Source organism: Microbacterium fluminis, from assembly GCF_051549805.1.
In the GTDB taxonomy this organism is placed as follows: domain Bacteria; phylum Actinomycetota; class Actinomycetes; order Actinomycetales; family Microbacteriaceae; genus Microbacterium.
This window is the reverse complement of sequence record NZ_CP196042.1, coordinates 2,620,595-2,647,566: the sequence shown is the minus strand read 5'-3', so window position 1 is coordinate 2,647,566 and position 26,972 is coordinate 2,620,595. Positions and strand designations below refer to the sequence as shown.

General features: G+C 70.2%; 30 protein-coding genes. 13 read left to right on the top strand and 17 right to left on the bottom strand.

Features of this window, described 5'->3' with window-relative positions:
- Positions 1-28 precede the first annotated feature (28 nt).
- Positions 29-1,603, top strand: a complete 1,575-nt coding sequence (gene lnt, locus ACSJDX_RS12805; RefSeq protein WP_438353042.1) for an apolipoprotein N-acyltransferase — start codon at positions 29-31, stop codon at positions 1,601-1,603.
- 15 nt (positions 1,604-1,618) lie between these two features.
- Here lnt and ACSJDX_RS12800 read toward each other — a convergent pair whose 3' ends face one another.
- The 4 genes from ACSJDX_RS12800 to ACSJDX_RS12785 form a co-directional block, all read right to left on the bottom strand.
- A complete protein-coding gene (locus ACSJDX_RS12800; RefSeq protein ID WP_438353041.1) occupies positions 1,619-1,990 on the bottom strand; it encodes an RNA polymerase-binding protein RbpA in 372 nt (123 codons plus the stop codon).
- Positions 1,991-2,120: 130 nt separating this feature from the next.
- Entirely contained in the window at positions 2,121-2,876 is a 756-nt protein-coding gene (locus ACSJDX_RS12795) for a glycerophosphodiester phosphodiesterase family protein (RefSeq protein WP_438353040.1), read from the bottom strand.
- A 50-nt stretch (positions 2,877-2,926) separates the two neighbouring features.
- A complete protein-coding gene (locus tag ACSJDX_RS12790) occupies positions 2,927-4,003 on the bottom strand; it encodes an SPFH domain-containing protein (RefSeq protein WP_438353039.1) in 1,077 nt (358 codons plus the stop codon).
- A complete protein-coding gene (locus ACSJDX_RS12785) occupies positions 4,000-4,461 on the bottom strand; it encodes an NfeD family protein (protein WP_438353038.1) in 462 nt (153 codons plus the stop codon). The genes ACSJDX_RS12790 and ACSJDX_RS12785 overlap by 4 nt, the downstream gene beginning before the upstream one ends.
- A 140-nt stretch (positions 4,462-4,601) precedes the next feature.
- Between ACSJDX_RS12785 and ACSJDX_RS12780 the strand changes: the two genes are divergently transcribed.
- A complete protein-coding gene (locus ACSJDX_RS12780) occupies positions 4,602-5,366 on the top strand; it encodes an SDR family oxidoreductase (protein ID WP_438353037.1) in 765 nt (254 codons plus the stop codon).
- 63 nt (positions 5,367-5,429) lie between these two features.
- Here the strand turns inward: ACSJDX_RS12780 and ACSJDX_RS12775 are convergent, their stop codons facing one another.
- The 3 genes from ACSJDX_RS12775 to ACSJDX_RS12765 all read right to left on the bottom strand — a co-directional run bounded on the left by ACSJDX_RS12775 (position 5,430) and on the right by ACSJDX_RS12765 (position 7,478).
- On the bottom strand, positions 5,430-5,984 hold the full coding sequence (locus ACSJDX_RS12775; protein WP_438353036.1) for an HdeD family acid-resistance protein: 555 nt from the start codon (positions 5,982-5,984) through the stop codon (positions 5,430-5,432).
- 88 nt (positions 5,985-6,072) lie between these two features.
- Positions 6,073-6,993, bottom strand: a complete 921-nt coding sequence (locus tag ACSJDX_RS12770; protein WP_438353035.1) for an AEC family transporter — start codon at positions 6,991-6,993, stop codon at positions 6,073-6,075.
- 35 nt (positions 6,994-7,028) lie between these two features.
- The gene (locus tag ACSJDX_RS12765) at positions 7,029-7,478 is read right to left on the bottom strand and encodes a YbhB/YbcL family Raf kinase inhibitor-like protein (RefSeq protein WP_438353034.1); all 450 of its coding nucleotides are present in this window, start codon (positions 7,476-7,478) and stop codon (positions 7,029-7,031) included.
- A gap of 109 nt (positions 7,479-7,587) precedes the next feature.
- Here ACSJDX_RS12765 and ACSJDX_RS12760 point away from each other — a divergent pair, with 109 nt between their 5' ends.
- Complete coding sequence (locus ACSJDX_RS12760; protein WP_438353033.1) at positions 7,588-8,043, top strand: N-acetyltransferase family protein; 456 nt, start codon at positions 7,588-7,590, stop codon at positions 8,041-8,043.
- On the opposite strand, the gene ACSJDX_RS12755 is transcribed toward ACSJDX_RS12760, so the two are convergent.
- From ACSJDX_RS12755 to ACSJDX_RS12745, 3 genes are read right to left on the bottom strand one after another with little or no spacing between them, the layout of a single operon-like run.
- Complete coding sequence (locus tag ACSJDX_RS12755; RefSeq protein WP_438353032.1) at positions 8,031-8,684, bottom strand: GntR family transcriptional regulator; 654 nt, start codon at positions 8,682-8,684, stop codon at positions 8,031-8,033. The genes ACSJDX_RS12760 and ACSJDX_RS12755 overlap by 13 nt on opposite strands.
- Positions 8,681-9,217: a hypothetical protein gene (locus tag ACSJDX_RS12750; RefSeq protein WP_438353031.1), complete on the bottom strand. Its 537-nt coding sequence runs from the start codon at positions 9,215-9,217 to the stop codon at positions 8,681-8,683. The genes ACSJDX_RS12755 and ACSJDX_RS12750 overlap by 4 nt, the downstream gene beginning before the upstream one ends.
- A 12-nt stretch (positions 9,218-9,229) precedes the next feature.
- The gene (locus ACSJDX_RS12745; protein ID WP_438353030.1) at positions 9,230-9,361 is read right to left on the bottom strand and encodes a hypothetical protein; all 132 of its coding nucleotides are present in this window, start codon (positions 9,359-9,361) and stop codon (positions 9,230-9,232) included.
- A 621-nt stretch (positions 9,362-9,982) separates the two neighbouring features.
- Here ACSJDX_RS12745 and ACSJDX_RS12740 point away from each other — a divergent pair.
- Positions 9,983-10,246 (top strand): DUF6458 family protein, encoded by a 264-nt coding sequence (locus ACSJDX_RS12740; protein ID WP_438353029.1) that lies wholly within the window; start codon positions 9,983-9,985, stop codon positions 10,244-10,246.
- A gap of 51 nt (positions 10,247-10,297) precedes the next feature.
- Here the strand turns inward: ACSJDX_RS12740 and ACSJDX_RS12735 are convergent, their stop codons facing one another.
- Entirely contained in the window at positions 10,298-11,146 is an 849-nt protein-coding gene (locus ACSJDX_RS12735; protein ID WP_438353028.1) for a hypothetical protein, read from the bottom strand.
- Between the two features lie 107 nt (positions 11,147-11,253).
- Here ACSJDX_RS12735 and ACSJDX_RS12730 point away from each other — a divergent pair, with 107 nt between their 5' ends.
- The 4 genes from ACSJDX_RS12730 (at position 11,254) to ACSJDX_RS12715 (ending at position 14,047) form a co-directional block, all read left to right on the top strand.
- Positions 11,254-11,637, top strand: a complete 384-nt coding sequence (locus tag ACSJDX_RS12730; RefSeq protein WP_438353027.1) for a YciI family protein — start codon at positions 11,254-11,256, stop codon at positions 11,635-11,637.
- Positions 11,621-12,733: an RNA polymerase sigma factor gene (locus tag ACSJDX_RS12725; protein WP_438353026.1), complete on the top strand. Its 1,113-nt coding sequence runs from the start codon at positions 11,621-11,623 to the stop codon at positions 12,731-12,733. The genes ACSJDX_RS12730 and ACSJDX_RS12725 overlap by 17 nt, the downstream gene beginning before the upstream one ends.
- Positions 12,734-12,944: 211 nt before the next feature.
- Complete coding sequence (locus ACSJDX_RS12720; protein WP_438353025.1) at positions 12,945-13,433, top strand: FBP domain-containing protein; 489 nt, start codon at positions 12,945-12,947, stop codon at positions 13,431-13,433.
- Between the two features lie 35 nt (positions 13,434-13,468).
- On the top strand, positions 13,469-14,047 hold the full coding sequence (locus tag ACSJDX_RS12715) for a dihydrofolate reductase family protein (RefSeq protein WP_438353024.1): 579 nt from the start codon (positions 13,469-13,471) through the stop codon (positions 14,045-14,047).
- Here the strand turns inward: ACSJDX_RS12715 and ACSJDX_RS12710 are convergent.
- The 5 genes from ACSJDX_RS12710 to ACSJDX_RS12690 all read right to left on the bottom strand — a co-directional run bounded on the left by ACSJDX_RS12710 (position 14,036) and on the right by ACSJDX_RS12690 (position 19,897).
- Positions 14,036-14,800 carry an SGNH/GDSL hydrolase family protein gene (locus tag ACSJDX_RS12710; RefSeq protein WP_438353023.1) on the bottom strand — a complete coding sequence of 255 codons (765 nt, stop codon included), beginning with the start codon at positions 14,798-14,800 and terminating at the stop codon, positions 14,036-14,038. The two genes, ACSJDX_RS12715 and ACSJDX_RS12710, sit on opposite strands and share 12 nt — an antisense overlap.
- 40 nt (positions 14,801-14,840) lie before the next feature.
- The gene (locus tag ACSJDX_RS12705) at positions 14,841-16,268 is read right to left on the bottom strand and encodes an MFS transporter (protein WP_438353022.1); all 1,428 of its coding nucleotides are present in this window, start codon (positions 16,266-16,268) and stop codon (positions 14,841-14,843) included.
- Positions 16,269-16,299: 31 nt separating this feature from the next.
- Positions 16,300-17,337 (bottom strand): LLM class flavin-dependent oxidoreductase, encoded by a 1,038-nt coding sequence (locus tag ACSJDX_RS12700; RefSeq protein WP_438353021.1) that lies wholly within the window; start codon positions 17,335-17,337, stop codon positions 16,300-16,302.
- An 84-nt stretch (positions 17,338-17,421) separates the two neighbouring features.
- Positions 17,422-19,098 (bottom strand): DUF885 domain-containing protein, encoded by a 1,677-nt coding sequence (locus ACSJDX_RS12695; RefSeq protein WP_438353020.1) that lies wholly within the window; start codon positions 19,096-19,098, stop codon positions 17,422-17,424.
- Positions 19,099-19,159: 61 nt separating this feature from the next.
- Positions 19,160-19,897, bottom strand: a complete 738-nt coding sequence (locus ACSJDX_RS12690) for a helix-turn-helix transcriptional regulator (RefSeq protein ID WP_438353019.1) — start codon at positions 19,895-19,897, stop codon at positions 19,160-19,162.
- Positions 19,898-20,059: 162 nt separating this feature from the next.
- Here ACSJDX_RS12690 and ACSJDX_RS12685 point away from each other — a divergent pair, with 162 nt between their 5' ends.
- The 5 genes from ACSJDX_RS12685 to ACSJDX_RS12665 all read left to right on the top strand — a co-directional run bounded on the left by ACSJDX_RS12685 (position 20,060) and on the right by ACSJDX_RS12665 (position 24,261).
- On the top strand, positions 20,060-21,025 hold the full coding sequence (locus ACSJDX_RS12685) for an ABC transporter substrate-binding protein (protein ID WP_438353018.1): 966 nt from the start codon (positions 20,060-20,062) through the stop codon (positions 21,023-21,025).
- A gap of 80 nt (positions 21,026-21,105) precedes the next feature.
- Positions 21,106-21,972, top strand: a complete 867-nt coding sequence (locus ACSJDX_RS12680) for an amino acid ABC transporter permease (protein ID WP_438353017.1) — start codon at positions 21,106-21,108, stop codon at positions 21,970-21,972.
- Positions 21,969-22,763 carry an amino acid ABC transporter ATP-binding protein gene (locus ACSJDX_RS12675; RefSeq protein ID WP_438353016.1) on the top strand — a complete coding sequence of 265 codons (795 nt, stop codon included), beginning with the start codon at positions 21,969-21,971 and terminating at the stop codon, positions 22,761-22,763. The genes ACSJDX_RS12680 and ACSJDX_RS12675 overlap by 4 nt, the downstream gene beginning before the upstream one ends.
- Positions 22,760-23,860 (top strand): aminotransferase class V-fold PLP-dependent enzyme, encoded by a 1,101-nt coding sequence (locus tag ACSJDX_RS12670; RefSeq protein WP_438353015.1) that lies wholly within the window; start codon positions 22,760-22,762, stop codon positions 23,858-23,860. Before ACSJDX_RS12675 ends, ACSJDX_RS12670 begins: the two co-directional genes overlap by 4 nt.
- Complete coding sequence (locus tag ACSJDX_RS12665; RefSeq protein ID WP_438353014.1) at positions 23,857-24,261, top strand: Rid family detoxifying hydrolase; 405 nt, start codon at positions 23,857-23,859, stop codon at positions 24,259-24,261. Before ACSJDX_RS12670 ends, ACSJDX_RS12665 begins: the two co-directional genes overlap by 4 nt.
- 28 nt (positions 24,262-24,289) lie before the next feature.
- Here the strand turns inward: ACSJDX_RS12665 and polA are convergent, their stop codons facing one another.
- Complete coding sequence (polA, locus tag ACSJDX_RS12660; protein WP_438353013.1) at positions 24,290-26,929, bottom strand: DNA polymerase I; 2,640 nt, start codon at positions 26,927-26,929, stop codon at positions 24,290-24,292.
- Positions 26,930-26,972 lie beyond the last annotated feature (43 nt).

Below are 26,972 nucleotides of genomic sequence, written 5' to 3'. Positions count from 1 at the left end.
ACGCCGGGACGCGGCTTAGGGTTGTCGGGTGCCCCTCGCCGACCGTCCGCGACCGATCCTTCCCCTCGCGATCGCGGCGCCCGCCTCGGCGGTGGCCGGGCTCCTGCTCACGACGGCGTACCCGGCGCTCGGGTGGTGGCCGATGGCGCTCCCCGCGGTCGCCCTGGCGCTCGTCACCCTGATCGGCCGAGGGATCTGGTCGTCCCTGCTCGTCGGGTTCCTCTTCGGTGCGGCGTTCTTCTCGGTCAACCTGCTCTTCACCGCCCGGTACCTCGGCCCGATCCCCTGGATCGCGCTGTCGACCCTCGAAGCGCTGCTCACCGCGGTCTTCGCGGTGCCGATCGCGCTGGCGTACCGGTGGATGGCGCGCGTGCTGCCGGGCGCGATCGGTCGCCTCGTGCTCCTGCCGGCGCTCGTCGCAGGGCTGTGGACCCTGCGCGAGCAGGTCGTCGGGTCGTGGCCGTACGGCGGTTTCCCGTGGGGCCGCATCGGTGTCACACAGGTCGACGGACCGTTCGCCGAGCTGGCCTCCTGGGTCGGCATGTCGGGGCTGTCGTTCCTCATCGTGCTGTGGTGCGCCATGCTCGTGGAGTACGTCCGACGTGCGCGGTACCGGCGGGTCACCACCGCCATCCCCTCCGTCATCGTGCTGCTCGCCCTGCTGCTCGTCCCGCAGTTCCCGACCGCGGCGGCCGGTTCGCTGCGCGTGGGCTCGGTCCAGGGCAACGGCCCCGCGGGCTACTTCGATCAGCGCGCCCGCAACGACGTGCTCCAGGCGCAGCTGCGCGCCACCGCGCCGCTGCTCGGCGAGCGCATGGACCTCCTGCTCTGGCCGGAGGGAGGCGTCGACTCCGACCCGACGACGAACAGCGGCACCGCGGCCGTGCTCGACGACCTGTCCACGCGCCTGGGCGCACCGCTGCTGGTGAGCGCCGTCACCGCACGGGGCGACGCCTACTTCAACTCCGCGCTGCTGTGGCGCGCAGGCGAGGGCGCCACGCAGACCTACGACAAGAGGCATCCGGTGCCCTTCGGCGAGTACGTCCCCGATCGGGCTTTCTGGGAGCCGCTGTCGCCCGATCTGATCGGCCTGATCGGCCGGGAGTACACTCCGGGCACGGCGGCGCCGGTGATCGACCTGAACGGCGTCGGGCTCGGGCTGGCGATCTGCTTCGACGTCATCTACGACGACGTGGTCTGGGACGGCGCGCAGGGCGGCGCGCAGGTGTACCTGTTCCAGACGAACAACGCCGACTTCCGCGGAACCGACGAGAACCTCCAGCAGCTCGCCTTCGCCCGCATGCGCGCGATCGAGATGGGGCGCTCGGTGGTGAATCTCTCGACCGTCGGCACGAGTCAGGTGATCGCCGCCGACGGCACGACCCTGGCCGGGCTGCCCGCCGATTCCGCGGGGCACATGCTCACCGACGTGCCGCTGCGCACCGGACTCACCGCCGCCGCCGTGATCGGTCCCGCGATCAAGCTCGTCCTGGGCTGGGGGAGCATCGCCGCACTCATCGCGGTGGGCCTCGCGATGCTCGTCCGCGGACGGCGCGCCGTCGCAACGACGAAGACGCCGGCCCCCGAAGGGACCGGCGTCTGAGGCGTCAGGACGGGATCAGGCGCTGATCTTCTCGTCGGCGGCGCCGCGGCGCGACCGGACGAAGGCCAGGCGCTCCTCGAGCAGCTCTTCCAGCTCGGGAAGCGTGCGACGCTCGAGCAGCATGTCCCAGTGCGTACGGGCGACCTTGTCGTCGCTGTGGTCGACGGTCGCGGTGCCGTCGCCGATGCGCAGCAGGGCCTCGGCGCCGCACGTGCGGCACTCCCAGGCCTGCGGGACCTCGGCGTCGGCGGCGAAGGTCATGGTCGTGTCACGTCCGCACGACGTGCACGAATAGGTGTGCTGGGCGCGCTCATGGAACACGACGCCGTCTTCGCTTTGTAGGCTCTGGGCGCCGAGTCGGATGCCGCGCAAGCTGCGGTCTGCCATCTTGTGGTCCTCTCGTCTGCAGTCAGGTATAACGACGCCACCTGTGCGGATCATCCGAAACCGCGGGATGCGAACGGCATTCACAGAGGATGCACAGCGCTGTGCGGGTAAAGGGGATCCTGCGCCGGGATCAGAGGTCGCGTTTGTGGGATTCCACCACCGCGAGGGCGACGTCGGCCTGGTCGGTGACCAGTCCGTCCACCCCGAGGGCGAGCAGCCGCGCCATGTCGTCGGGGTCGTTCACCGTCCACACGTGCACCTCCGTGCCGTTGCGGTGCGCGGTGTCGATGAGCCACGGCGTCAGCACCCGGATGCGGCCCTGCCGCTCGGGGATCTGCAGCGCGTCGATGCCTTGCAGAGCCCGCCGGGCGAGCGCGCGCGAACGCAACGCGGCCGCCGCGAGGAGCCGGACGATGGTGTCGCTTCCGGCGGAGGTGGCCGGACGGATGCCGCGCCCCACCGCCTCGGCGGCGGCGAGCGCCTCGCGGCGCCTCGAGTCGGAGAAGCTCGTCAGCAGGACCCGCTCGGCGTGCGCGGCGACGATCCGACCGGCGGGGGTCGCGGCATCCTTCGCCTTCACGTCGAGGTTGAAGTGCAGGGAGGGGAACGCGTCGAGCGCCTCGGCGAGCGTGATGAGTCCGCCGCGATCGGACATCAGCCGTTCGAGCTCGCCCGCGGTCACCTCGGCTACGGTGCGCGGATCGCCGGTCACCCGCGACAGGTCGGGATCGTGGAAGAGCACCACCACGCCGTCGGCGGTGAGGTGGCAGTCCGACTCGACGTACTCCGCGCCGGCCGCGTGGGCGAGGGTGACGGCGGTGTACGAGTTCTCCACGACGCCGTCCTCTGCGGCCTCGGGCGTCACGAGGCCGCGGTGTGCGAGCACGCGCGGTGTGGCGTGGCCGAACCAGGGATGCACGGTGTCGTCGGGGAGCGTCAGTTCGCCGGCGCCGGGTCGTCGCCGGCCACGGCGGCAGCGCGGGCATCGGAGGCGAACGTGTCGGCGGCGGCGCTGGCTTCACGCACGGCGGATGCCGCAGCATCCGCGGCGGCGGAGCTCGCCGTCGGCACGACCGCGGCCGCCGGCTGAGGGGCGGGCGACTGCGGGGCGGAGCCGCCGTCACGGCCGGCGAAGGCGCCGCCGATGCCCTTGAGCGCCTCGGTGAGCTCGCTCGGGATGATCCACAGCTTGCTCGACGCGCTCTCGGCGATCTTGGGCAGCGTCTGCAGGTACTGGTAGGCGAGGAGCTTGTCGTCGGGACCGCCGGCGTGGATGGCGTGGAACACCATCTGGATGGCCTCGGACTCGCCCTGCGCGCGCAGCACGGCCGCCTGCTTGTCGCCCTCGGCCTTGAGGATCTCGGCCTGTCGCTGTCCTTCGGCGGTGAGGATCGCGGACTGCTTCGTGCCCTCCGCGGTGAGGATGAGGGCGCGGCGGTCGCGCTCGGCGCGCATCTGCTTCTCCATCGAGTCCTGGATGGAGTGCGGCGGGTCGATGGCCTTGAGCTCGACGCGTCCGACGCGGATGCCCCACTTTCCGGTCGCCTCGTCGAGCACGACGCGCAGCTGGTTGTTGATGTTGTCGCGGCTGGTCAGAGCCTCTTCCAGGTTCAGCCCGCCGACGACGTTGCGCAGGGTCGTGGTGGTGAGCTGCTCCACGGCTCCCAGGTAGTTCGCGATCTCGTACGTCGCCGCGCGGGCGTCGGTGACCTGGAAGTAGACGACGGTGTCGATCGACACCACGAGGTTGTCCTCGGTGATCACGGGCTGCGGCGGGAACGACACGACCTGCTCGCGCATGTCGATGAGCGGGCGCAGGCGGTCGATGAACGGCACCAGGATGTTGAGACCCGGCATGAGCGTCTTGTGGTAGCGCCCCAGTCGCTCGACGACACCGGCGGTGGCCTGGGGAACGATGCGGATCGATCGGAAGATCACCACCAGCACGAAGATGATGACGGCGCCCGCGAGGATCCATCCGATCGCCTGCGGGATGATCTGAGCGGCGGTCATGCGGACATCTCCTCTTTCGGGCGGACGAAGGCGGTGGCCCCGTCGATGCGGTTGACGAGCACGACCGTGCCCGGCTCGAGATCGGCGTCTCCCTGCGATCGCGCGGTCCACAGGTCGCCGTTCGACAGCTTCACCTGGCCGCCGTGGCCCGAGACGGTCGACACCACCTGGCCGGTGAGCCCGATCAGCGCCTCGACGTTGCTGGGGGTGGGATCCTCGCCTCGTCGCAGCCGCCGCAGCAGTGGGGGGCGCAGGAACAGTACGAGGAGGGCGGCGACGGCGGCCGCGACGATCACCTGCAGCCAGATCGGTGCGCCCACGAGATCGGCGCCGAGCCCGGCGAGCCCGCCGATGCTGAGCATCAGGAAGGTGAGGTCGAGGGTGAGCATCTCGATCACGAGGAACAGCAGGATCAGCACCAGCCAGGCGATCCAGGCGAACTGTTCGATGGCCGTCATGATGTCCACGATGAGCCTCCCCGTCTCCTTCGAACCTAGCACGCGACGTTCCCGCGGGCCCCGGATTGGTAGGGTCGGAACGGCCCTCCCGACGCTCTCGTGGGGCGGGTGCGCACCACCCCAGACGTCAGGAGTTCCGCGTGTCCCAGATCCTTCCGTCCGGCTCGCTCGCCGGTCGCACCGCCCTCGTCACGGGCTCCTCGCGCGGCATCGGCGCCGACACCGTCCGCTACCTGGCCGAGGCGGGGGCGAACGTCGTCATCAACTTCCGCAACAAGGCGCCGCGCGCCGAGAAGCTCGCGACCGAGCTCCGCGGACTCGGCGTCGAGGCGCTCGTCGTGGGTGCCGACCTCACCGATCCCGAGTCGGTGCGCGCGCTGTTCGCCGAGGTCGAGAAGACCTTCGGCGGGCTCGACATCCTCGTGCTCAACGCGTCGGGCGGCATGGAGGCCGGCATGGCCGAGGACTACGCGCTCACGCTCAACCGCGACGCGCAGGTCGACGTGCTCCAGGCGGCGCTGCCGCTCCTGGGCGACGGGGCCCGCGTCGTGTTCGTGACGAGCCACCAGGCCCACTTCATCCGCACGACCCCGACCATGCCCGAATACGAGCCCGTCGCCCGCTCCAAGCGCGCCGGCGAGGACGCGCTCCGGGAGCTCATCCCGTCGCTCGACGAGCGCGGCGTCGGCTTCGTCGTCGTCTCCGGCGACATGATCGAGGGCACCATCACGGCGACCCTGCTCGAGCGCGCCAACCCCGGGGCCATCTCGCAGCGACGCGAGTCCGCCGGAAAGCTCTACAACGTGTCGGAGTTCGCCGCCGAGGTGGCGCAGGCCGCCGTCGACCCGATCCCCGCCGACCACACCCGCCTGGTCGGCGACATCAGCTCGTTCGGCGCCGAATAGACCTCGCCGCTCACGCGAAGACGGCTCCCGGAGGCATCCGGGAGCCGTCTTTCCGTCTGCGGGTCAGAGACCCTTGAAGGTGAACGCGCGGGCGATCTGGATGATGCCGAGCACGACCAGCGAGATGCCCAGCAGCCACCACAGCACCAGCGCGCCCCACAGCGGGGAGAAGAGCAGCGTGATGCCGGCGATGATGCTGATGATCGCGAAGAAGACCGACCAGACCTTCGATGCCGATCCGCTCAGCGTCGTCAGCGCCACGACGCCTTCGACGATCCACATGATGCCGACCAGGATGCCGAGGAAGACGGCGAACGTGGCGGCCGTCGCGCCGAGGTTGGCGAACGCGATCGCGCCGGCGATGATGAACAGCACGCCGAGCACGATGTGCCCGATCCGCGCCCATCCGCCCATCGACTTCGAGAAGATGCCGAGACCGGCATATGTCAGTCCGCCGATGATCGCGTACACCGCGATGATGCCGGTGACGACCGCGGCCGTCTTCGCCGGCCACACGAGGATGAGGATGCCGACGATGAGCGCGACGACGCCGCCGATGCCGAGGGCGGTGCGGATGCCGTTGACCGCCGACTTTTCGAGAGGGTTTGCAGTGGACATGGGGGTGCCCTTTCTGGGAGTTGCCTGGGAGCTCCCGCGCTCAGAATAGCGCCGCCGGGGGAGCGGTCGGGGAGGCCGGGCCGGTGGGTCAGCCGAGCAGGGCGACGGCGGCCAGCAGAACCGGGATGCAGCCGAGCGTGGTGATGAAGACCGTGTCGCGGGCGATCGTCTCTCCGACGTCGTAGCGCTGGGCGTAGTTGAAGACGTTCTGCGCCGTCGGCAGCGCCGCGAGCACCACGACGACCAGCACGTCGGCGGGGGAGAGGCGGAACACCAGCGCGGCGATCGCCCAGGCCACGAGGGGCATGACCAGCAGCTTCAGCACCGACGCGAGGATCACGTCACGACGGTGCCCCGCGACGCCGAGCACACGCCGGCCGTGCAGCGAGATGCCGTAGCTGATCAGCAGCACCGGCACGCACGCGTTGGCCACCAGCTGCAGGGGATCGAGCACGATCGGCGGCAGATGCAGCCCCAGCACCGACACCAGCGCGCCGAGCACGGAGCCGAGCACGATCGGGTTCAGCGCGGTGCGCCGAAGGATCGGCAGCAGTGCGCGCTGGCCGGAGGTCGAGGCATCCAGGATCGCCAATGTCACGGGGGTGAACAGCAGCAGCTGCATGAGGATGACCGGGGCGGGGAACGCGGCGCTGCCCAGCAGGTAGAGCGACAGGGGGATCCCGATGTTGTTCGAGTTGACCTGCCCCGCCGACAGGGCGCCGATGACGGTCTCGGCCACCGATCGGCGCCACGCCAGACGGGCCACGAGCGCGTAGAGCGCGATGATGGCGAGCGCGGCAAGGGCCGACACCGGCAGCAGCGCGGAGAACAGCGTGTGCACGTCGGCCTGCGAGAGCACCACGAACAGCAGGATCGGCGACAGCACGAAGAACGTGAGCCTGCTGAGCACCGGACGCGCATGCTCGCCGAGCAGATCGATCCGCCCGATCACGTACCCGATCGCGATGGAGACGCCCACGACGACGAATCCGGTCAGCGCATCGAGCATCCTCCGAGCCTAGAGCGGGGCGGAGGGGTCTCCGGTCAGTGCGAGTACCTGCCGACCAGACGGTTCTGCTCGAGCACGTTGCCGGCGTAGCGCCGGAGGAACTCCTCGCGGCCGGGCTCGCCCTCGACCCGGGTGTCGAGCGCGTAGACCCAGAAGTAGTAGTGGTGGTCGCCGTGACCGCCGGGCGGCTTCGGGCCGAACCAGCCCGTGGCTCCGGCGTCGTTCGGGGCGTCGCGGTGCGATCCGTCTGCGGCCGACACCACGCCGTCGGAGGGGGAGAGTCCGTAGCGCACCCAGTGCGTGAATCCGTAGGGGAGCGGAGCGTCGGGGTCGTGCACGATCAGGGCCAGCTCGACGGTGCCCTCCGGTGCGCCGCTGACGCGGATCTCCGGGACGTCGTTCTCGTGATAGGCGGTGAATCGGTCGTCGATGCGCGCGCCCGGTGCGATGTCGGGGCTGTCGACCGTCAGTGTGCCGATGTTCATGCGTCCTCCGTCGTGTTCGCTGCACCGCCCCTGCGGTGGCTCACCTCTACCGTGCCACCGGTCGCGCCATGCCCGGGCCGCCCGGACGAACATTCCCTAGGGTGGGGGGATGGATGTGAGGGTGCGGCCGCTCGTCGCCGCGGACGAGTCGCAGTGGAAGCCGCTCTACGCCGGCTACCGCGCGTTCTACCGACTGGCCGTCGACGACGAGGCCGTCGCGACCACGTGGGGGTGGGTGTCGCGCGGTGAGCACGGCCTGCGCGGTCTCGTCGCCGAGGACGGCGACCGCCTGCTCGGCCTGGCGAACCTGCGTTCGTTCGCGCGTCCGTCGACGGCGACGATGGGGCTCTACCTCGACGACCTGTTCACGGCTCCGGATGCTCGCGGACGGGGTGTCGCGACGGCGCTGCTGTCGGCTGCTGTCGAGCTGGCGGGAAACGACGGAGCGAGCGTCGTGCGCTGGATCACCGCCGCCGACAACGCCACCGCGCGGCGCCTCTACGACACGGTGGCCCAGGCCACACCGTGGGTGACGTACGACATGCGACCCGCTCAGCGCATCTGAAGCTGGTAGGGGAGCGCCACGAAGGAGTAGAGATCGCGGACGATCTCGGCGGCCTCGTCGGCGTCACCTTCGTGCACGACGGCGGCCAACTCGGTGAGAGCGGTGACGAGCATCTGCGGGTTCCGTTCGACGCCCAGATGGCGGGTGCCGAACGCGAGAGCGGTCTTCAGACGGTGGTGCTCCCGAGCGAGATGCGGGTTCTGCGTCTCGCCCGCGAGCAGATCGAGCAGCCCCCACGTCCCCACCGCCGCGTCGGTCTGGGGAACCGTCCGACTGGACCACGCTTCGCACGCCGCGGCCGCGGCGCGGTCGAACCCCGCGCGCGCGGCATCCGGCATCAGCGGTACTGCGGTCTGCGCGGCGGCGATGCTCAGCCCGCTGCTGTGTGCGAGGATCGCGAGGTACCAGGCCGGCGTCGGCGTGATCACGTACGTGCGGGCGCCGGTGGAGTCCACGAGGGATTCGGATTCGAGCGATCCCAGGGCCTTCTGGACAGCTCCTGCAGAGACGCCGAACTGGCGGGCGAGCTCTGCCACACCCAGCATCGTTCCCGGCAGGAGCGCACCGGCTTCGAGAGCCGTGCGGATCTGACCGATCACCTGGTCGGTGACACCGATCCGCGGGATCTTCGCATCCGTCATGGAGTCGTCCCGAGGAAACGCCTCATCGGGACGACGACGGTCTGGGTGATGCCCGCGGTGATCGTCGCGGCGATCGTGTCGCCGTCACGGGCGAGGAACAGTTGTTCGAGCCGGTCGATGTAGACCGGGAGGAATGCGGCCACATCGGGCTCGACCGTGTTCTGCGCCGACCGGCGCAGGTGCGGACCCAGTTGATCCAGGAGGATGCCGGACACGATCTCGTTTCCCGCGCGCTCCACGAGGATCTGGTAGACCGCGTACCAGAGATCGAGCCCTTCATGCCTGCCGTGGCGCTCGATGTCGAGGGTCCGGAGCTGCGCGAAGAGCAGCTGAGCGCGACGGAGGTCGTCGTCGGTCAGCGCAGGACCGGCGGTGCGCGCCGAGAGCGCGATCAGGGGGATCGCCGCCTCCGTGCGCTGCACCTGCGCGGAAAGGTCGACGGCTGCCACGCGGGTGAAGCGGTTGGTCTGCATCTCGACGAGGCCGAGGTCGACCAGCCGGAGGATCGCCTCGCGGATCGGCGTCCGGGACACCCCGAACTCCTGCTAGAGATCGATGTCCCGGATGTCCTCGCCAGGAGCGAGCGCGCCGCTCACGATCGATTCGAGGAGCCGGTCGAAGACCTGGTCGCGCACGAGCCGGCGCGTGCGGACGGGATGGAAGGCGCTGGTCGGCATCCGTCTCCTCCTTCACACGCCGGAACTACCCGCAGGATAGCGGTCGCCCTGCGGCGCGGGCATTGCGCGCGTGGAAGGCGGTGCGGGCCGTCTGGGGGAACGGCGCCGCACCGCCGTCGCGCCCGCCTCGAGCCGTCTGGGGGTTGCCGGTCGAGCGACGCGCGTCGTCGCCCCTGGGGAGGGCGTCGGCGATCTTCGGGTGATCGCGGTGACCTCAGTACATCGCATCGAGCCGACGCCGTGTAGTGCGGTCAGCGGCTGGTATTTCACGGGCAGGTCCCCGAGCGATCCCACTGCGTGGGCTACGCGTTCTCGACCTACCTGGCCGACGACGCTCTGCACCCGGGCGGTCACCGCGACAGCCATCTCGACTGCTGTCGTGAGAGTTCGCCGATAATGCACATTATGTCAGTTCGAATACGTTGGAAGGGCCGCCTCCCGCGTAACGACTCCTCTGCCCCGCGCGAACTCCACGATCTCGGTCCGCGTTATACACCCCCGGGGACGGACGTTCCACCCCCGCCGTCGACGACGAACCCGTCAATAGAGTCGGAACGAATCGACCGGCGCCCGGCGTCACCGTGCGGTGTGCCCGGTCGCCCCGACTTTGAGGAGCCTCACGTGGGTATCGGAAGCGGCATCGCTCTTTTCGTCATCGGCGCCATCCTGGCGTTCGCGGTGAACGTCGATCTCGGCGGCTACGTCGACCTCCACCTCATCGGCTACATCCTGATGATCGCCGGCGCGGTGGTGTTCCTGCTCAGCCTGATCTTCATGATGCGCCGTCGCTCGACGGTGTCGGAGTCGCGGACCGCCGTCGACCCGGTCAACGGCCAGCAGGTCACGACGCGCCGCACGACCGACAACGGCGAGCCGCTGGCCTGACGACGCGCCGTCGGCGAGCCGCAGTCTCCGCGCGATGCCGGTACTCCCCGACTATGGCGCGGGAGTCCCCGCCGCGGTGCCGTCACCGGGCGGCGGGAGACGGAACAGGACCACCTCGCCGGTGTTGTTGTCGTAGATGAACTGGAGGGCGGTGCCGATGGGGAACATCGAGCGCACCTCCTCCGAGGCGTCGGCCGTGACGACGAACTGAGCGGTCGCCGGGAAGGCTCCGGCCGCGCAGCCGCCCCAGATGGAGCCCGGGAAGGAGTTGTCCGTCGAAGCGGCGACATCCGCCGCCTGCATGACGACGACGCATACCCCGGTTCCGGGCCCGTACCAGAACCCGCCGTGCGGGATGAGGACCGCCCGCAGCCCGCCGTACTCCCGATACCCCAGTAGCTGCCCGCCGTCAGGTCGGGCGCCGTCGAGGAACTTGGGCGCTGCGAAGTTCGCGTCGACGCCGAGGCGCACCACCTGCTCGGCGTTCGGCGCGAGCGGGGCGGTCTGCACGCGCTGAACCACGGTGAGCGCTGTGGCGGCCACGACGAGCACGACCACCAGGATCGCGGCTCCGGCGAGGATGCGCCCGCCGCGCGTCGACCGGGCGAACGCGATCGCGCGTGCGAGCCGCCGCGCAGGCACGGGAGGGGCGGATGCCTCATCCTCCTCCCCCGCGACTTCGGGCACGCCCGTCGCATCCTCGGTGCTCGACGTGTCCGCCGCCTCGTCGGGCGTCGTCGCCGGCTCCGGCGCGGACGGCGTCGCCTCTACGGACGGCCGGGCGCTCTCCTCGAGCTGCCTCAGCCGCTGGAGCGCATCCGCATCGTCGTGGATGTCGGCGTCGGGACCGTACGCGCGCTCGCGCAGCACGCGCAGCTCCTCCAGCTCCGTCGCGGTCATGCTCCCATCATCTCAACTCGGCGACCTGCTCGGCCCTCCCTGTCGATCCTCCCCTGGCCCGATCGTCATGGGAATGTCACGATCGACCCACTCCCGAAAGGACCGCCATGCGTTACACCCTCCTCCTCCACTACCCCGAGATGACCGCCGAGGATCTCGGCCCCGAGGCGCTCGCCGAGGGCATGCGCGCCTTCGACGTCTACGCCAAGGCGCTGGATGCCGCGGGGGTGCTGCGCAGCGCGGAGGTGCTGCAGCCGTCGACCGCCACGACGACCCTGACGCTCGCCGGCGGTGAGCTCGTGGTGCAGGACGGTCCGTTCGCGGATCTTAAGGAACGACTCGGCGGCACGTTCGTCATCGAGGTGCCCGATCTCGACGTCGCGCTCGAGTGGGCGCGCCAGGCGCCGTCCGCGCACTACGGCCACGTCGAGATCCGGCCGTCGGCGACGCGGTTCACCGACGGCGCCTGGACCGGTGAGCCCCAGCTCTGACATGGCCTCCGACGGGACCGCGGATGCCTCCGCCACGGCCCGCGCTGTCGCGGAGCGGTCTGCACGCGCGTCATACGGACATCTCGTCGCGCTGCTGGCCGCTCCGACCGGCGACCTCGCGCTCGCGGAGGACTGCCTCGCGGACGCGTTCGAAGAGGCGCTGACCCGGTGGCCGGAGGCGGGCGTGCCCGGCAACCCCGAGGGGTGGCTGCTCACGGTCGCGCGCAACCGCATGCGCGACATCTGGAAGTCGGCCGCCGTGCGCACCGGCACCGAGCTCGACCCGGAGAGGCACGGCCAGGCCATGGACGACATCGCGGATCTCCTCGACCGCACCGACGGCATCCCCGACCGCCGTCTGGAGCTGATGTTCGTCTGCGCGCATCCCGCGATCGATCCGGCCGTGCGCACCCCGCTGATGCTGCAGACGGTGCTGGGGTTCGACGCCGCCCAGATCGCCACGGCGTTCGCGGTCGAGCCGTCGGCCATGGCTCAGCGGCTCGTCCGGGCCAAGCGCCGCATCCGCGACGCCGGCATCCCCTTCCGCATGCCGGGTCGCGCCGACATGCCGGCGCGACTGCCCGCGGTGCTCGAAGCCGTCTACGGTGCGTACGCGATCTCGTGGCTGGATCAGGGCGATGAGATCCGGCACTCGATCACCGACGAGGCGCGGTGGCTCGCGGTGCTGCTCGCGTCCCTGCTGGACGACGAGCCCGAGGCTTGGGGGCTGGCCGCGCTGCTCACCCTCGCGCAGTCCCGGGCTCCCGCCCGCACGGGCGACGCCTGGCCACCACTGGACGAACAGGATCCGGCCGCCTGGGACGCCGAGCTCATCGCCGAAGGCGAAGCGCTGCTGCACCGCGCGGCGCGGTTCGGGAGGCCTCTCGGACGCTTCCAGATCGAGGCGGCGATCCAGTCGGTGCACTGCGATCGCGCTCGCACGGGCGAGCTCGACGTCGCCGCCCTGCTGCGGCTGTCGCGGGGTCTGGTGGCGATCATGCCCACGGCTGCCGCACGCGCCGCCCTCGCCGAGGTCGAGGCACGGGTCGAGGCGTCCGCTCCCCCTTTCCGACCCCTCCCGGGCGCCGCGACGTAGACTCGGAGCATGCATTCCGTCCGCGCAGCTCTGCCCTCCGGGCGTGTGGAGGTCGTCGGCGCGCTTCGCGCCGGCATGAGGTAGCTCCCCCGTCGCACCGGTCGTCTTCGACGTCGACCGGTGCGCCCGTGCAGTCCGAGTCCGCCACCGGACCCGTGATCGAGTCTCCTCTTCGGCGTGCCGCGGCGCGCCCCGACCGAACGGTGCCCTCATGAACCTCTTCACCCCGGAGCGCGTCCGCGCCTCCTTCACCAACGTCAGCATGCGCGAGCGGGCTGCCATCACGCTGCCCGACCTCGACTCCTTCGATCCCGAGCGTGCCGAGTTCCTCGGCTGGCGCGACCGCAAGTACCCCAACCTCGGCTATGTCGTCGTGGACCTGGACGGCGATCTCGTCGGCGTCGCCCTGCGGCAGTCGGATGCCTCGCCGCGCTCGCGGCCGCAGTGCGCCTGGTGCGCCGACGTGACGCTGCCGAACGACGTCGTCTTCTTTAGCGCCCGCCGCTCCGGGCGGGCGGGGCGCAACGGCGATTCGATCGGCACCCTCGTCTGCGCGCAGTTCGAGTGCCCGGTCAACGTGCGCCGGCGCCCGCCCTCGGCGTATCTCGGCTTCGACGTGGATGCGGCGCGCGAGCGGCGCATCGCTGCGCTCGGCGACAACGTGCGCGGCTTCGTCCGCGAGGTGCTCGACCGCGACTGAGCGGCGCTGTCGGGGGTGGGCGCTATCGTTCCGGCATGACACGGGCGATCTTCTACACCGCGACCACCCTCGACGGCTATCTCGCCACCGAAGACGATTCGCTCGACTGGCTGTTCGCCACTCCGGGCGGCGAGGGCGGCGACGAGGGATTCCAGCGATTCCTCGACGGCATCGGCGTGCTGGTGCAGGGTTCGTCGACCTACGAGTGGGTCGTCGCGCACGAAGATCTGGTGGCGCACCCCGAGAAGTGGCCCGCCTATTACGGCGAGCGGCCCACGTTCGTCTTCTCGACCCGGGCGCTGCCCGGCGTGCCCGGCGCCGACGTGCGCGTCGTCGCGGGCGAGGTGCGCGCGCACTGGGAGCAGATCGCCCAGGCCGCGGGCACGCGCGACGTGTGGATCGTGGGCGGCGGCGATCTGGCGGGTCAGTTCGCCGATGCGGGGCTGCTCGACGAGGTGCGGGTCTCGGTCGCCCCGGCGACGCTCGGTGCCGGCAAGCCGCTGCTCCCCCGCGTCCTGGGATCCGACCGGCTGCGGCTCGTCTCGGTGGCGCAGGCCGGCCAGTTCGCCGAGCTCACCTACACCGTCGACGCTGCGGCGCCGTCAGACGGCTGACGGCTCGACCGGCGTCCAGGTCGGGAACTTCGCGGTACGCCCGTCGCCCGACGAGGTGCCGGTGAGACGACGGCGGATCCACGGACCGACGTGCTCGCGGTAGTACGCACGACCACGAGGGCTCATCGTCGCGGGGAGATCGGGCAGGGACCACCAGGCATCCGGTGCCTTCTCCCCCAGCGAATCGAGCACGCGGGCCGCCACCCGGTGGTGACCGCGTGCGTTCATGTGCAGCCGGTCCTCCGACCAGTACGGCGGCGTGCCCAGTTCGCGGTCGGGCCAGTTGTACGCGCGCACGACGTCGGGACGGTCGGCGATACGGGCCTCCACGGCCGCGCTCAGCAGATCGCCGCGACGTTGGAAGACCCTGCCGAGCGGCAGCTGACCCGACGGGTTGGCTCCGGACAGGAGCAGCAGCCGCACACCCTCCTCATCGCAGCGCCGCAGCACGTGGCTGAACGCGTCGGCGATGTGCGCCACCGAGGCGCGCGGCCGCAGGATGTCGTTGCCGCCTCCGTTGAACGACAGGTGCGTCGGCTCGAGAGCGAGCGCCGCCTCCAGCTGCTGCTCGACGATCGGCCAGACCAGCTTGCCGCGGATCGCCAGATTGGCGTACGAGATCGGCTCACCCGAGGCATCCGCCCAGCCCTGTGCGGTGAGGTCGGCCCAGCCGCGCACGCGACCGTCGGGCAGGTCGTCGCCGACACCCTCGGTGAAGGAGTCGCCGATGGCGACGAAGCGAACGGATGCCACGTCCCCAAGCCTACGTCCGGCGAAGGAGGCCGATCGTCGATCAGCGGTCGTCGAGCGCGAGCCCGCGTCGGTCGACCAGGCCCCACGTGGCGAGCGCGGCGACCGCGAAGAACCCCGCGAACACGACGAACAGCACCGGCGCCCCGCCCGCCGCCAGCAGCGGCGGCACGGAGAGCGGCGCGACGATCGAGGCGATGCGGCCGATACCCGCGGCCCAGCCCGATCCGGTCGCGCGCAGCGAGGTCGGGTACATCTCGGGTGAGACGGCGTACAGCGCGCCCCACGCGCCGAGGGTGCAGAACGACAGCGCCATCCCGGTCGCGATCACCATCCCCTCCCCCGCGGCGGTGCCGAACAGCACCGCCGACACGGCGGACGCCGCCAGGAAGACCGACAGCGTCGTGCGTCTGCCCCACACCTCGATGAGCCAGGCGGCGAGGGCGTAGCCGGGCAGCTGAGCCAGGGTGATCACGAGGGTGAACCCGAACGAGCGCACCAGGTCGTAGCCCTGCGCGACGAGGATGGACGGGATCCAGATGAACGCCCCGTAGTACGAGAAGTTCACGCAGAACCACACCACCCACAGGCTGGCGGTGCGTCGACGGAACTCCCCCGACCACAGGGCGGCGATCGGGTGGCGTGCGCGGTCCGGCGCGGGTTCGGCCGTCCGCGGCGCCGGGTGCGTGGAACGCGGCGCCACGGGCGCGGTGATCGTCGGCGCGCCCGTGGTCGGGATCAGCGGAGCGGATGCCTCGAATCCCTGCACGATCGCCTCGGCTTCGGCGCGCCGGCCGCGCCCCATCAGCCACCGCGGCGACTCGGGAAGGCCCCAGCGCACGATCAGCGCGTACGCGGCGGGGATCGCGCCCAGCGCGAACGCCCACCGCCATCCGTCGGCCGAGGTGGGGATCACCAGGTAGCCGATGAGGGCGGCCGCCGTCCATCCCACCGCCCAGAACGCCTCGAGGATCACGATGAGACGTCCGCGGATGCGCGCCGGCGCGAATTCGCTGACGTAGGTGGACGCCACGGGCAGTTCCGCGCCCAGCCCGAGCCCGACGAGGAAGCGGAAGACCAGCAGAAGCGCCAGGCCGCCGACGAGAGCGCTCGCTCCGGTGGCCACTCCGTACACGAGCAGCGTGAGGGCGAACACCTGGCGTCGGCCGAAGCGGTCGGCCAGCAGTCCGCCGATGCCGGCGCCGATCGCCATCCCGACGAAGCCGATCGAGGCGATCCACGCCGTCTCGGTCGGCTGCAGGCCCCACTGGGCCGCCAGGGCGGCGATCACGAAGGAGATCAGCCCGACGTCCATCGCGTCCAGCGCCCAGCCGAGTCCCGAGCCCGTGAGGACCCGCAGATGGCGGCGGGTCAGCGGCAGGCGGTCGAGCCGCTCCGCCGTCGTAGATCCACGCCCGCCCTCGGCAGGGCCGATCGGATCCGCGGGAACGGTGTGCGAGGCATCCGTCATGTCGTCATCGTAGGGCTGTGCGCGAGCCCGGTCAGGAGAGCATGTCGCGCACGAGCGGGATCACCTTCGTGCCGTACAGCTCGATGGAGCGCATCATCTTCTCGTGCGGCAGAGTGCCGGTGGAGAACTTCATGTCGAAGCGGTCCAGGCCGAGGAGGCGCACCGTGTGGGCGATCTTGCGGGCGACCGTCTCGGGCGAACCGGAGTAGATCGCCCCCTCGGGACCGACGTCGTGCTGGAAGCGCAGACGGCTGTAGGGCGGCCATCCACGCTCGCGGCCGATCGTGTTGTTCATGGCCTCGAACCCGGCGTACGCCTCGTCCCACGCCTCGGCGTCGGTGTCGGCGACGTGCCCGGGCGAGTGCACGCCGACCGGGAGCCGCTCGTGCCCGAAACCCGCGAGCGAGCGGTGATAGAGGTCGACGAACGGCCGGAAGCGCTCGGCGGGGCCGCCGATGATCGCCAGCATCAGACCCAGCCGGTAGCGGGCGGCGCGGACGACAGACTCGGGCGTGCCCCCCACGCCGATCCATGCCTGGATGCCGTTCTCGGTCTTCGGGAACACGTCGGCCTCGGTGAGCGGGGCGCGCGTGGATCCGTTCCACGTCACCGGCTTCTCCTCGAGCAGCCGGGTGAACAGATCGAGCTTCTCCTCGAACAGCGTCTCGTAGTCGCGCAGGTCGTAGCCGAAGAGCGGGAACGACTCGATGAACGAGCCGCGCCCGAGGATGATCTCCGCGCGCCCGCCGGAGATCGCGTCGAGGGTCGCGAACCGCTCGTACAGTCGCACCGGGTCGTCGGACGAGAGCACCGTGACCGCTGTGCCGACGTGCAGCCTCTCGGTGCGCGCGGCGATGGCCGCCATCACGATCTCGGGGCTCGAGATCGCGAACTCGCGGCGATGGTGCTCTCCGATCCCGAAGAACGCCACCCCCACCTGGTCGGCCAGCTCCGCCTGCGCCACGACGTTGCGGATGGTCTGCGCATCGCTCAGCAGCTCCCCGGCGACGTCCCGGGTGACGTCGCCGAAGGTGTCGAGTCCGAGCTGCACGTCGGAGAAGTCGCTCATGTCTGTGCTCCTGTTCGAGGATTCATTCACGTGCATGCAACGCGAACGGCTCCCCCGCATTCCCGTCGCGCGGGAACGGCGCTCCTACGCCCGCTGGAGCGCGGTGCGGAGCGTGTCGAGGCCGACGCCGCCGATGTCCAGGGCGCGCTTGTGGAAGTCCTTGATGTCGAACGACGCGCCCTTCGCCGCGCGATAGTCGTCGCGCGCCTGCTCCCAGATGCGCTGGCCCACCTTGTACGACGGGGCCTGGCCCGGCCATCCGAGATACCGGTTCACCTCGAAGCGCACGAACTCCTCGGGCATGTTGACGTTGCGCAGCATGAAGTCGAGCGCGTAGTCGTGCTCCCATGTGCCCGCGCCGTCCAGCCGCGGCTTCTCGAGGTGCACGCCGATGTCGAGCACGACGCGAGCGGCGCGCATGCGCTGACCGTCCAGCATCCCCAACCGGTCCGCCGGGTCGTCGAGGAAGCCGAGCTGCTCCATGAGCCGCTCCGCGTACAGCGCCCAGCCCTCGGCGTGGCCGGAGGTGCCGGCCAGCAGCCGCCGCCACGAGTTCAGCTCGGCGCGGTTGTAGACCGCCTGCGCGATCTGCAGGTGATGCCCGGGCACGCCTTCGTGGTAGACGGTGGTGAGCTCCCGCCATGTGTCGAACTCGGTGACCCCCTCGGGCACCGACCACCACATGCGGCCGGGCCGCGAGAAGTCGTCGGTCGGGCCGGTGTAGTAGATCCCGCCCTCTTTGGTGGGGGCGATCATGCACTCCAGCGCACGGATCGGTTCGGGGATGTCGAAATGGGTGCGCCCGAGCTCGGTGATCGCGCGGTCGCTGGTCGCCTGCATCCACTGCTGCAGCTCGTCGGTGCCGTGCAGCTTGCGCGCCGAATCGGCCTCGAGGAACGCGACGGCCTCCTCGACCGAGGCCCCTGCGGAGATCTCGTTCGCGATCGACTCCTGCTCGGCGACCATCCGTGCGAGCTCCTGCACACCCCACTCGTAGGTCTCGTCGAGGTCGATCGTCGCGCCGAGGAAGCGCTGCGACTGCAGGGCGTACAGCTCACGGCCGACCGCATCCTTCTCGACCGCGGACGCGGCCAGGTCTCCGCGCAGGAACGTCTTGAGGGTGTCGTACGCCACCCGCGCCGCGTTGGCGTTGTCGGTGAGCTCGCGGGCGAGGGATGCCGGCAGCTGCCCCTCCGCAGGGGCCGCGTCCGCGGCGAACTCGGCGAAGAAGCCGTTGTCGGCCGTGTAGCGCCGGATCTGGCTGATGACCTCCTGCACTTGGCGGCGCGCGGGGACGACGCCCCGCGAGATCCCCTCGCGCAGGGTCGCGATGTAGCCCTCCACGGCGCCGGGCAGAGCCTTCAGGCGCGTCGAGACGACCCCCCAGTCGTCGGAGGTCGCGGTGGGCATCAGGTCGAACACCGCCCGGATGTCCTGCGCGGGCGAGGCGATCACGTTGAGGTCGCGCAGATGCCACTGCGCATCGTGCAGGTCGAGGTCCAGCCGCAGATCGCGGCTGAGATCCTCCTTCGTGACGCGGTCGATCTCATCGACCGGCGCGGCCGCTTCCAGCGCCGCGAGGGTCGCGCGCGCCTCGGCGGCATAGGCCTCGGCGCCCGCCGGAGAGTAGTCGCCGAAGCGGTCGTCGTACTCGGAGCGGCCGATGTAGGTCGCCAGCGTCGGCGACAGCTCGGCGATCGTGTCGACCCAGGCATCCGCGATCGCGTCGACGGGCGTGGGGGTGCGGGAGGTATCCGTCATGGCTTCGAGCCTATGCGTCGCCCGTGAGTCGGGACATACCGACCGCGACGGATGCCTCGTCTCACGCCTCCTGGCGTACTTGACGGAGATAGCGGTACACGGTGGGCTCCGACGTCTGCAGTACGGAGGCGACGCGCGCGACCGACCCCTTGAGGAGGAAGACCCCCGCCCTGTCCAGCTCGCGGATGGTCGCGATCTTCTCGGTCTGGGTCATCCGCAGCGGCGAGATCGCCCCGGCGGACACGATGCGCGAGACGCTGTCCAGAGTGAGGTCGTCGACCGTGACGCTCAAGCGCTCGACGATCGACGGGGCGACCGGAAGGTCTTCGCCGGGCGAGGATTCCGACGTCGGCCGGGGGCTGCCCTTCACGACCTCGACGGTCGAGGTCAGCGCGGTCAGTGCATCACGGGCGAGCACCAGGTCGGTGTCGTCGATGTTGATGCACAGCATCCCGATGACGTCGCTCGCGGCATCGCGGATGAACAGCGTCGACGAGCGGAATCGCCCCCCGGCCGCGGATTGCGCGAGGTAGTTGGCCAGGAAGGGCTCGTCGTCGTGCTCATGGTTGCGCAGCACGCGCAGCACGAGATCGGTCGCCGGCGCTCCGACCGACCGGCCGCTCAGATGGCCGTGGGTGAGGGCGACGACCGAGCGACTGAGGTCGCTCGTGTCATGCAGCACGATCTCGGCGCGCGGTCCGAGGAGCGCCCCTAGGAAGTCCATGATCGCGAGATACGGGGCGAACTCCGGGCGCAGGTCGCGGTCGGGGTCCACCTGGGTGCGGGCGCGTGCGGTCATGGGCCGGTCCTCCGGTGATGGATCTGAGCGGAATCATCGCAGGCTGCAGGTGCGGGTGGACGACGAAACGCGCTCGAAATAAATCTCTATCATGATGATAGTGTTCTCTCACGCAAGATCCTCTGCGCGAGACCGATGACGTTCCGAAGGAGCACCCTCACGATGCCATTGCCCACCACCCGCACCCTGATCGGACTCGCCATCGGCACGGTCGCGCTGGCCACCGTGCTCACCGGGTGCACCCCGCCCGCCGTCGACACCTCCAGCGGTGGCGCGACGCCCGATGCGGGTGTCACCTCCGCGATCCCCGACACCGCCTCGATCGTCGATGCAGTGTCCACGGATGCCGCGCTCGCCGCCCTGGTGCCGGCAGCGATCACCTCCGACGGTGTGCTGACCGTGGGCTCCTACGTGCAGTCGCCGCCGAACAACTTCTACGCCGCCGACGGCACCACCGTCGTCGGCAGCGACCACGACCTGATCACGGCCATCGCCAAGAAGCTCGGGCTGAAGACCGCCTACGAGAACCTCGACTTCCAGGCCCTCATCACCAGCTTGCAGTCCGGTCGCGTCGAGGTCACGATCGCTGCCATGAACGACACTCCGGCACGTCAGCAGACCATCGACTTCGTCGACTACCTCACCTCGGGGATCACGATCATGGTGCAGAAGGGCAACCCGGCGAAGATCGGCGGCCCCGCCGATCTGTGCGGCAAGAAGATCGCCGTCGTGACGGGCACGAGCCAGCAGGACTTCGCGCAGCGCACGAGCGACGAGTGCGTCGCCGGCGGCAAGGCGGCGCTGGAGATCACCGTCACCGACAGCGACAGCCAGAACCAGACTCAGCTGCGCACCGGCCGGATCGACGCGATCGTCAACGATCTCCCGACGGCCGTCTACGTGTCGAAGACGACCAAGAACGGCGAGGCCTTCGAGGTCGTCCCGGGCGACGTCATCGACGGAGCGCCCTACGGGATCGGCGTCAACAAGAGCAACAGCGGGTTGCGCGATGCGGTGGCCGGCGCCCTCGACGCGCTCATCGCCGACGGCACGTACGCCAAGCTGCTGGATGCCTGGGGCGTGCAGAGCGGCGCTGTCTCGGCCGCCGCGGTGAACGGCGGCGCGTGACCTCCGCAGTCGGCAGCGGGGTGCGGCCTTCCGGCCGCGCCCTCCTGCCCCAGGTCCGTCTCCGACACGTGGGTCGGTGGGTGAGCGCGGTGGTGATCGTCGCGCTTCTGGTGCTGCTGATCCTGGGCGCATCGCAGGGCGACATCGACTACGCGGCCATTCCGGGCTACGTGGTCTCGCCCGTGATCCTCACCGGTGTGATCAACACGCTCATCCTGGCCGTGGTCGCGCAGGTGTCGGCGATTCTGATCGGCGTGATGATCGCGCTGATGCGGATCTCGAAGAATCCGGTGGCCGCGGCATTCGCCTCCGGCTACATCTGGCTGTTCCGCGGGCTCCCGGTGCTTCTGCAGATCCTGCTGTGGTACAACCTCGCACTGATCTTCCCGAACCTCCAGCTGGGCATCCCGTTCACGGACATCGTGTTCGCGCAGGTGAGCACGAACGCCGTCATGACCACGTTCGTCGCGGCCTTCCTCGGCCTCGCCCTCAACGAGAGCGCGTACATGGCGGAGATCGTGCGAGCCGGTCTCAAGAGCGTGGATCGCGGTCAGATCGAGGCGGCCCAGTCGATCGGGCAGACGCCCGCGCAGCGGATGAGTCGCATCGTCCTGCCGCAGGCGATGCGGGTCATCATCCCGCCCACCGGGAACGACTTCATCAACATGCTCAAGGGCACCGCCATGGCATCCGTCATCGGCTACGTCGAGCTCATCAAGGCGGCGAACAACATCTCGTCCTTCAATCTCCAGGTGATGGAGACGCTCATCGCCGCCGCTGTCTGGTACATGGTGATCGTGAGCGTCGCGAGTATCGGCCAGTTCTATCTCGAGCGCGTCTTCGATCGTCAGGATCGCCGTCCCGGCGGGCGCGGGCAGGGTCCCTCACTTCGACGAAAGGTCGCCGCCGACCTCGGTCGCGCACCGCTGATCAGGAGCACGCCATGACGACGACCGACCAGGCGGGCGCTCGCCCCGGCCCCGTGCTCGAGGCGATCTCGATCACGAAGTCCTACGGCCACAACACCGTCCTGCGCGACGTATCGCTCGAGGTGTTCCCGGGAGAGGTCGTGTGCATCATCGGCCCTTCCGGCGCCGGGAAGTCCACGTTCCTGCGCACTCTCAATCGCCTCGAAGCGCCCGACAGCGGCGAAGTCTGGGTCGGCGGCATGCCGATGGGGTTCCAGCTCCGTGCCGGCCGGCTGCACGAGCTCAACGAGCGCAAGCTCTCGGCGCAGCGAGCGCAGACCGGGATGGTCTTCCAGCACTTCAACCTGTTCCCCCACCTGACGGCGCTGGGCAACGTCATGGAGGGTCCGGTGCAGGTGCAGCGTCGCTCGTCGCGGGAAGCGCGGGGGGAGGCGGTGGCGCTGCTCGAGCGCGTCGGACTGGGTGACAAGGTCGATCATTACCCCGGTCAGCTCTCGGGAGGTCAGCGTCAGCGTGTCGCGATCGCGCGCGCCGTGGCGATGAAGCCGCTGTTCCTGCTGTTCGACGAGCCGACGTCCGCTCTCGACCCGGAACTCGTCGGCGAGGTGCTGACCGTGATGGCCGACCTCGCCCGCGAGGGGATGACGATGCTCGTCGTCACCCACGAGATCGCCTTCGCCCGCCAGGTCGCCGACCGGGTCGTGTTCATGGCGGACGGCGGGATCGTCGAGCAGGGGCCGGTCGAGCAGGTGCTCGAGAACCCGCAGGAGGCGCGTACGCGCCAGTTCCTGCAGCGAGTGCTCGAGTGAGCGGACGGGATGCCTATCGCGCCCAGTTCGCGGAGGACCGCGGCTATCTGAACTTCGCGAGCTACGGCCCGCCGTCGCGCGCGGCCGTCGACGCGGCGACGCGTCTGATGGGGCGGGCGATGGCGGGGGCGGACGCGACGCGGGAACTGCACTCCGCGGATGCCGATGCCATCCGTCTCGCGGCACAGCTGACCGGTCGCGCCGTCGACGAGGTCCTGCTCGTGCCCAGCACCTCGCACGGTCTGTTCCAGGTCGCGTTCGGGGTGACGGGTGATGTGCTGGTCTCCAGCGGCGAGTTCCCGTCGAACCTCTATCCGTGGTGGCGCGCGGAGCAGGCCGGCCTGCTCCGCGTCCGCGCACTGGACGGTGCATCCGTCACCCCTGAATCCGTCGCCACCGCGCTCTCGGACGACGTCGCCGCGCTCGCCGTGAGTGCCGTCGACTTCCGTACCGGCTTCCGCGCAGACCTCGCAGGACTCCGTGAGGTGCTCGGCGACCGCCTGCTGATCGTCGACGCGATCCAGGGGTTCGGGGTCGTCGAGCTTCCGTGGGAGGTCGCCGACGTCCTCGTGGTCGGGGGTCAGAAGTGGCTCCGCGCCGGCTGGGGCACGGGTTTCGTCGCACTGTCGCCACGCGCTCGCGATCGCCTGCGGCCGACGCTCGGAGGGTGGACCGGCGTCGTCGACCCCGGCGTCTACGACGGCGTCGAGCACCACCCCGCCGCCGGTGCGCGGATGCTGTCGGTGACGAACGGCTCTCCGTTCGCGTCGGCCGCGCTCGCCGCCGCCCTCGAGCTCCTCGGCGACGTCGGGGTGCCCGCCGTCGAGCATGCGATCGCCTCCCACGTGGATCACCTCATCGAGGTGCTGCGGGCATCCGGCGTGCCCGTGGTCTCCCCCGTCGACCGCCTACAGCGGGCGGGGATCGTCGTCGCTCGGCTCTCCTCCCAGGAGGCTGCGCACGCACACCGGCGCCTCTCCGACGCCGGCATCACCACGACTCTGCACGGACCGGACCGCATCCGATTCTCCGTGCACGCCACCACGACCACCGCCGTCCTGGACACCGTCGGCGACCTCATGAAAGGACCGACATGACCGACCTCCACACCTCTCCAACGCTGCACGCCATCGATACCCCTGGCGCGCCCGCCGCGATCGGTCCGTACTCGCAGGCCGTGGCCGTCGCGCCGTTCGTCTACGTCTCCGGACAGCTTCCGCTCGATCCCGCCACCGGCGAGATGGCCGGGCCCACCGTCGCCGATGAGACCGCGCAGTCCTTGCGGAACGCCGCCGCGATCCTCGCAGCCGCCGGGAGCGGCCTGGATCGGGTCGTGAAGACCACTGTGCTCCTCGCCGACATGACCGACTTCGCCGACGTGAACGCCGTGTACGCCGAGTTCTTCCGCGGGCCTGTGCTCCCCGCTCGGGCCACCTACGCCGTCGCGGGCCTTCCCAAGGGTGCCCGCGTCGAGATCGAGATGGTGGCGGTCATCTGAGTACCGGCCTCGGGGCGTGGAGCCGGCGTCAGTGCCCGGCTTCGTTCCAGTCGCCTCCACGGCCGATCTGCACGTCGAGGGGCACCGTCAGCTGCGCCGCGTCGCCCATGCGCTCGCGCACGATGCGCTCCGCGGCCTCCCACTCCCCCGGAGCCACCTCCACGACGAGCTCGTCGTGGATCTGCATCAGCACGCGTGAGTCGAGCCCCTGCGCGGCGAACTCGTCATGGATGTGGAACAGCGCGATCTTCATGATGTCGGCGGCACTGCCCTGGATGGGCGCGTTGAGGGCGGCGCGCTCGGCGTTCTCGCGCAGCACCCGGTTGGGGCTCGTGAGGTCGGGGAACGGCCGTCGACGACCGAAGATCGTCTCGGTGTAGCCGTCGGCGCGGGCCTGCTCGACCGAGGAGCGCAGGTAGTCGCGCACGGCGCCGAATCGGGCGAAGTACTCGGTCATGAGCAGCTTCGCTTCGGACTGGTCGATGCGCAGCTGCTTGGACAGACCGAAGGCCGACAGGCCGTAGACGAGCCCGTACGACATCGCCTTGACCTTGGTGCGCATGGCCGGCGTGACGTCGGCGGGCTCCACCCCGAAGACGCGCGCACCCACGAAGCGGTGCGTGTCCTCACCGGAGTTGAAGGCCTCGATCAGGCCGGGATCTTCGGACAGATGCGCCATGATGCGCATCTCGATCTGGGAGTAGTCGGCCGTGAGCAGCGTCTCGAAGCCCTCGCCCACTTCGAAGGCCGCGCGGATGCGCAGACTCTCCTGGGTGCGCACGGGGATGTTCTGCAGATTCGGGTCGGTGCTGGACAGCCGACCGGTCTGGCTGCCGGTCTGCACGTAGGTGGTGCGGATGCGCCCGTCGCCGCCGATCGCCGTGTCGAGCGATTCGATGATCTGCCGCAGCTTCGTCGCCTCGCGGTGCTGCAGCAGCAGGTCGAGGAACGGATGCGGGTTGGTCTCCTGGAGGTCGGCCAGCACCGCGGCATCCGTCGAGTACCCGGTCTTGGTCTTGCGCGTCTTCGGCAGCTCCAGTTCGTCGAACAGGACCTCCTGCAGCTGTTTCGGCGAGCCGAGGTTGACCTCGCGGCCGATCGCGGCGTAGGCCGCCTGCGCGATCGCGTCGGCGCGCGCGGCGAGCTCGCCCGAGAACTCCGACAGCTTCGCGTGCGACACCGCGACGCCCGCCAGCTCCATGTCGGCGAGGGTCAGCAGGGTGGGCAGCTCGATCTCGGTGAGCACCGTCGCGACGCTCTCGGGCAGGTCGGCGCGCAGGGCCTCGGCCACGCGCAGCAGGTACCACGACAGCTGACCGGGCGTCGCGCCCTCGGTCTCGGGGACCAGCTGGGTGGGATCGGCCTCGGGGAGCTTCTCGTCGAGATAGCGCTCGACGAGGTCGGCGAGCGTCTTGTCGGGGAAGCTCGGGCGTACCAGCCATCCGGCGATGACCACGTCGAACGCGAGACCGGCCACCGTGAGCCCGGCGCGGCGGAGGGCCTTGATCTGCGACTTGGCGTCGCTGAACACCTTCGGCGCGTCGGAGGCGAACCACCCGGAGAGGGAGTCGCGGATGTCGTCGGTCCATGATGCCTCGACCGTGCGCGCGCCCGCGGCGAACCCGACGCGGTGCGGTCTTCCGCCCTCGACCGCGACGGTGACGCCCACCTCGCCGTCGGCAGCGGCGAGCCAGGCGCCGAGCGCCGGCCCGTCGAGCTCTTCGGCCACCGGCGCGAGCTCTGCCGCCGCAGAGGTGATGGCCGCCATCTGCTGCTCGATGCCGGCGAGCTCGGCGACGCGCGGGATGAGCGTCTTGAACTCGAGTCGCGCGAAGATGTCGCGGACGGCCTGCGCGTCCATCGGCTGCACCTCGAGGTCGGCGGGGCCGACGGGCAGCTCGACGTCGGTGAGGAGGCGGTTGAGAGTGCGGTTGCGCCGCACGTCGTCGAGGTGCTCGCGCAGATTGCCGCCGACCACGCCGGTGACCTTGTCGGCCCCGTCGAGGAGCGCGTCGAGCGAGCCGAACTGGGTCAGCCACTTGACGGCGGTCTTCTCCCCCACCTTCGGCACGCCGGGGAGGTTGTCGCTGGTCTCACCGACGAGCGCGGCGATGTCGGGGTACTGCTCGGGCGGCACGCCGTAGCGGTCGATCACGGCCTGACGGTCGTAGCGCTTGAGCTGCGAGACGCCCTGCACGTTGGGGTACAGCAGCGTCACGTCGTCGGTGACGAGCTGGATCGTGTCCCGGTCACCGGAGCACACGAGCACGTCGAACCCCTGAGCGGCGCCCTGCGTGGCGAGGGTGGCGAGGATGTCGTCGGCCTCGATGTCCTCTTTCGACAGCACGCGGATGCTCATGGCGGCCAGGCAGTCCTGCAGGATCGGGATCTGTCCCTTGAACTCCGACGGCGTCTCGGACCGGTTGGCCTTGTACTCGGCGTACTCCCGTGTGCGGAACGACTGACGCGACGTGTCGAAGGCGACCGCGAGATGCGTGGGCTTCTCGGCCTTGATCAGGTTGATGAGCATCGCGAGGAACCCGTAGATGCCGTTCGTGTGCTGCCCGTCCTTCGTCGAGAAGTTCTCGACCGGGAGCGCGTAGAACGCCCGGTAGGCCAGCGAATGGCCGTCGACGACCAGGAGGGTAGGCTTTGCGGAGTCCGTCACCGTCACAGCCTAGCCAGCGGTGCCGACACTCACCCCGCACCCC

Excerpts from the sequence above, each read along its gene's own strand:
- ACSJDX_RS12800 (WP_438353041.1), bottom strand. The coding sequence starts at position 1,990 with ATGGCAGACCGCAGCTTGCGCGGCATCCGACTCGGCGCCCAGAGCCTA.
- ACSJDX_RS12790 (WP_438353039.1), bottom strand. The coding sequence starts at position 4,003 with ATGACCGCCGCTCAGATCATCCCGCAGGCGATCGGATGGATCCTCGCG.
- ACSJDX_RS12785 (WP_438353038.1), bottom strand. The coding sequence starts at position 4,461 with ATGACGGCCATCGAACAGTTCGCCTGGATCGCCTGGCTGGTGCTGATC.
- ACSJDX_RS12775 (WP_438353036.1), bottom strand. The coding sequence starts at position 5,984 with ATGTCCACTGCAAACCCTCTCGAAAAGTCGGCGGTCAACGGCATCCGC.
- ACSJDX_RS12770 (WP_438353035.1), bottom strand. The coding sequence starts at position 6,993 with ATGCTCGATGCGCTGACCGGATTCGTCGTCGTGGGCGTCTCCATCGCG.
- ACSJDX_RS12765 (WP_438353034.1), bottom strand. The coding sequence starts at position 7,478 with ATGAACATCGGCACACTGACGGTCGACAGCCCCGACATCGCACCGGGC.
- ACSJDX_RS12760 (WP_438353033.1), top strand. The coding sequence starts at position 7,588 with ATGGATGTGAGGGTGCGGCCGCTCGTCGCCGCGGACGAGTCGCAGTGG.
- ACSJDX_RS12755 (WP_438353032.1), bottom strand. The coding sequence starts at position 8,684 with ATGACGGATGCGAAGATCCCGCGGATCGGTGTCACCGACCAGGTGATC.
- ACSJDX_RS12745 (WP_438353030.1), bottom strand. The coding sequence starts at position 9,361 with ATGCCGACCAGCGCCTTCCATCCCGTCCGCACGCGCCGGCTCGTGCGC.
- ACSJDX_RS12735 (WP_438353028.1), bottom strand. The coding sequence starts at position 11,146 with ATGACCGCGACGGAGCTGGAGGAGCTGCGCGTGCTGCGCGAGCGCGCG.
- ACSJDX_RS12730 (WP_438353027.1), top strand. The coding sequence starts at position 11,254 with ATGCGTTACACCCTCCTCCTCCACTACCCCGAGATGACCGCCGAGGAT.
- ACSJDX_RS12720 (WP_438353025.1), top strand. The coding sequence starts at position 12,945 with ATGAACCTCTTCACCCCGGAGCGCGTCCGCGCCTCCTTCACCAACGTC.
- ACSJDX_RS12715 (WP_438353024.1), top strand. The coding sequence starts at position 13,469 with ATGACACGGGCGATCTTCTACACCGCGACCACCCTCGACGGCTATCTC.
- ACSJDX_RS12705 (WP_438353022.1), bottom strand. The coding sequence starts at position 16,268 with ATGACGGATGCCTCGCACACCGTTCCCGCGGATCCGATCGGCCCTGCC.
- ACSJDX_RS12700 (WP_438353021.1), bottom strand. The coding sequence starts at position 17,337 with ATGAGCGACTTCTCCGACGTGCAGCTCGGACTCGACACCTTCGGCGAC.
- ACSJDX_RS12695 (WP_438353020.1), bottom strand. The coding sequence starts at position 19,098 with ATGACGGATACCTCCCGCACCCCCACGCCCGTCGACGCGATCGCGGAT.
- ACSJDX_RS12690 (WP_438353019.1), bottom strand. The coding sequence starts at position 19,897 with ATGACCGCACGCGCCCGCACCCAGGTGGACCCCGACCGCGACCTGCGC.
- ACSJDX_RS12685 (WP_438353018.1), top strand. The coding sequence starts at position 20,060 with ATGCCATTGCCCACCACCCGCACCCTGATCGGACTCGCCATCGGCACG.
- ACSJDX_RS12675 (WP_438353016.1), top strand. The coding sequence starts at position 21,969 with ATGACGACGACCGACCAGGCGGGCGCTCGCCCCGGCCCCGTGCTCGAG.
- ACSJDX_RS12665 (WP_438353014.1), top strand. The coding sequence starts at position 23,857 with ATGACCGACCTCCACACCTCTCCAACGCTGCACGCCATCGATACCCCT.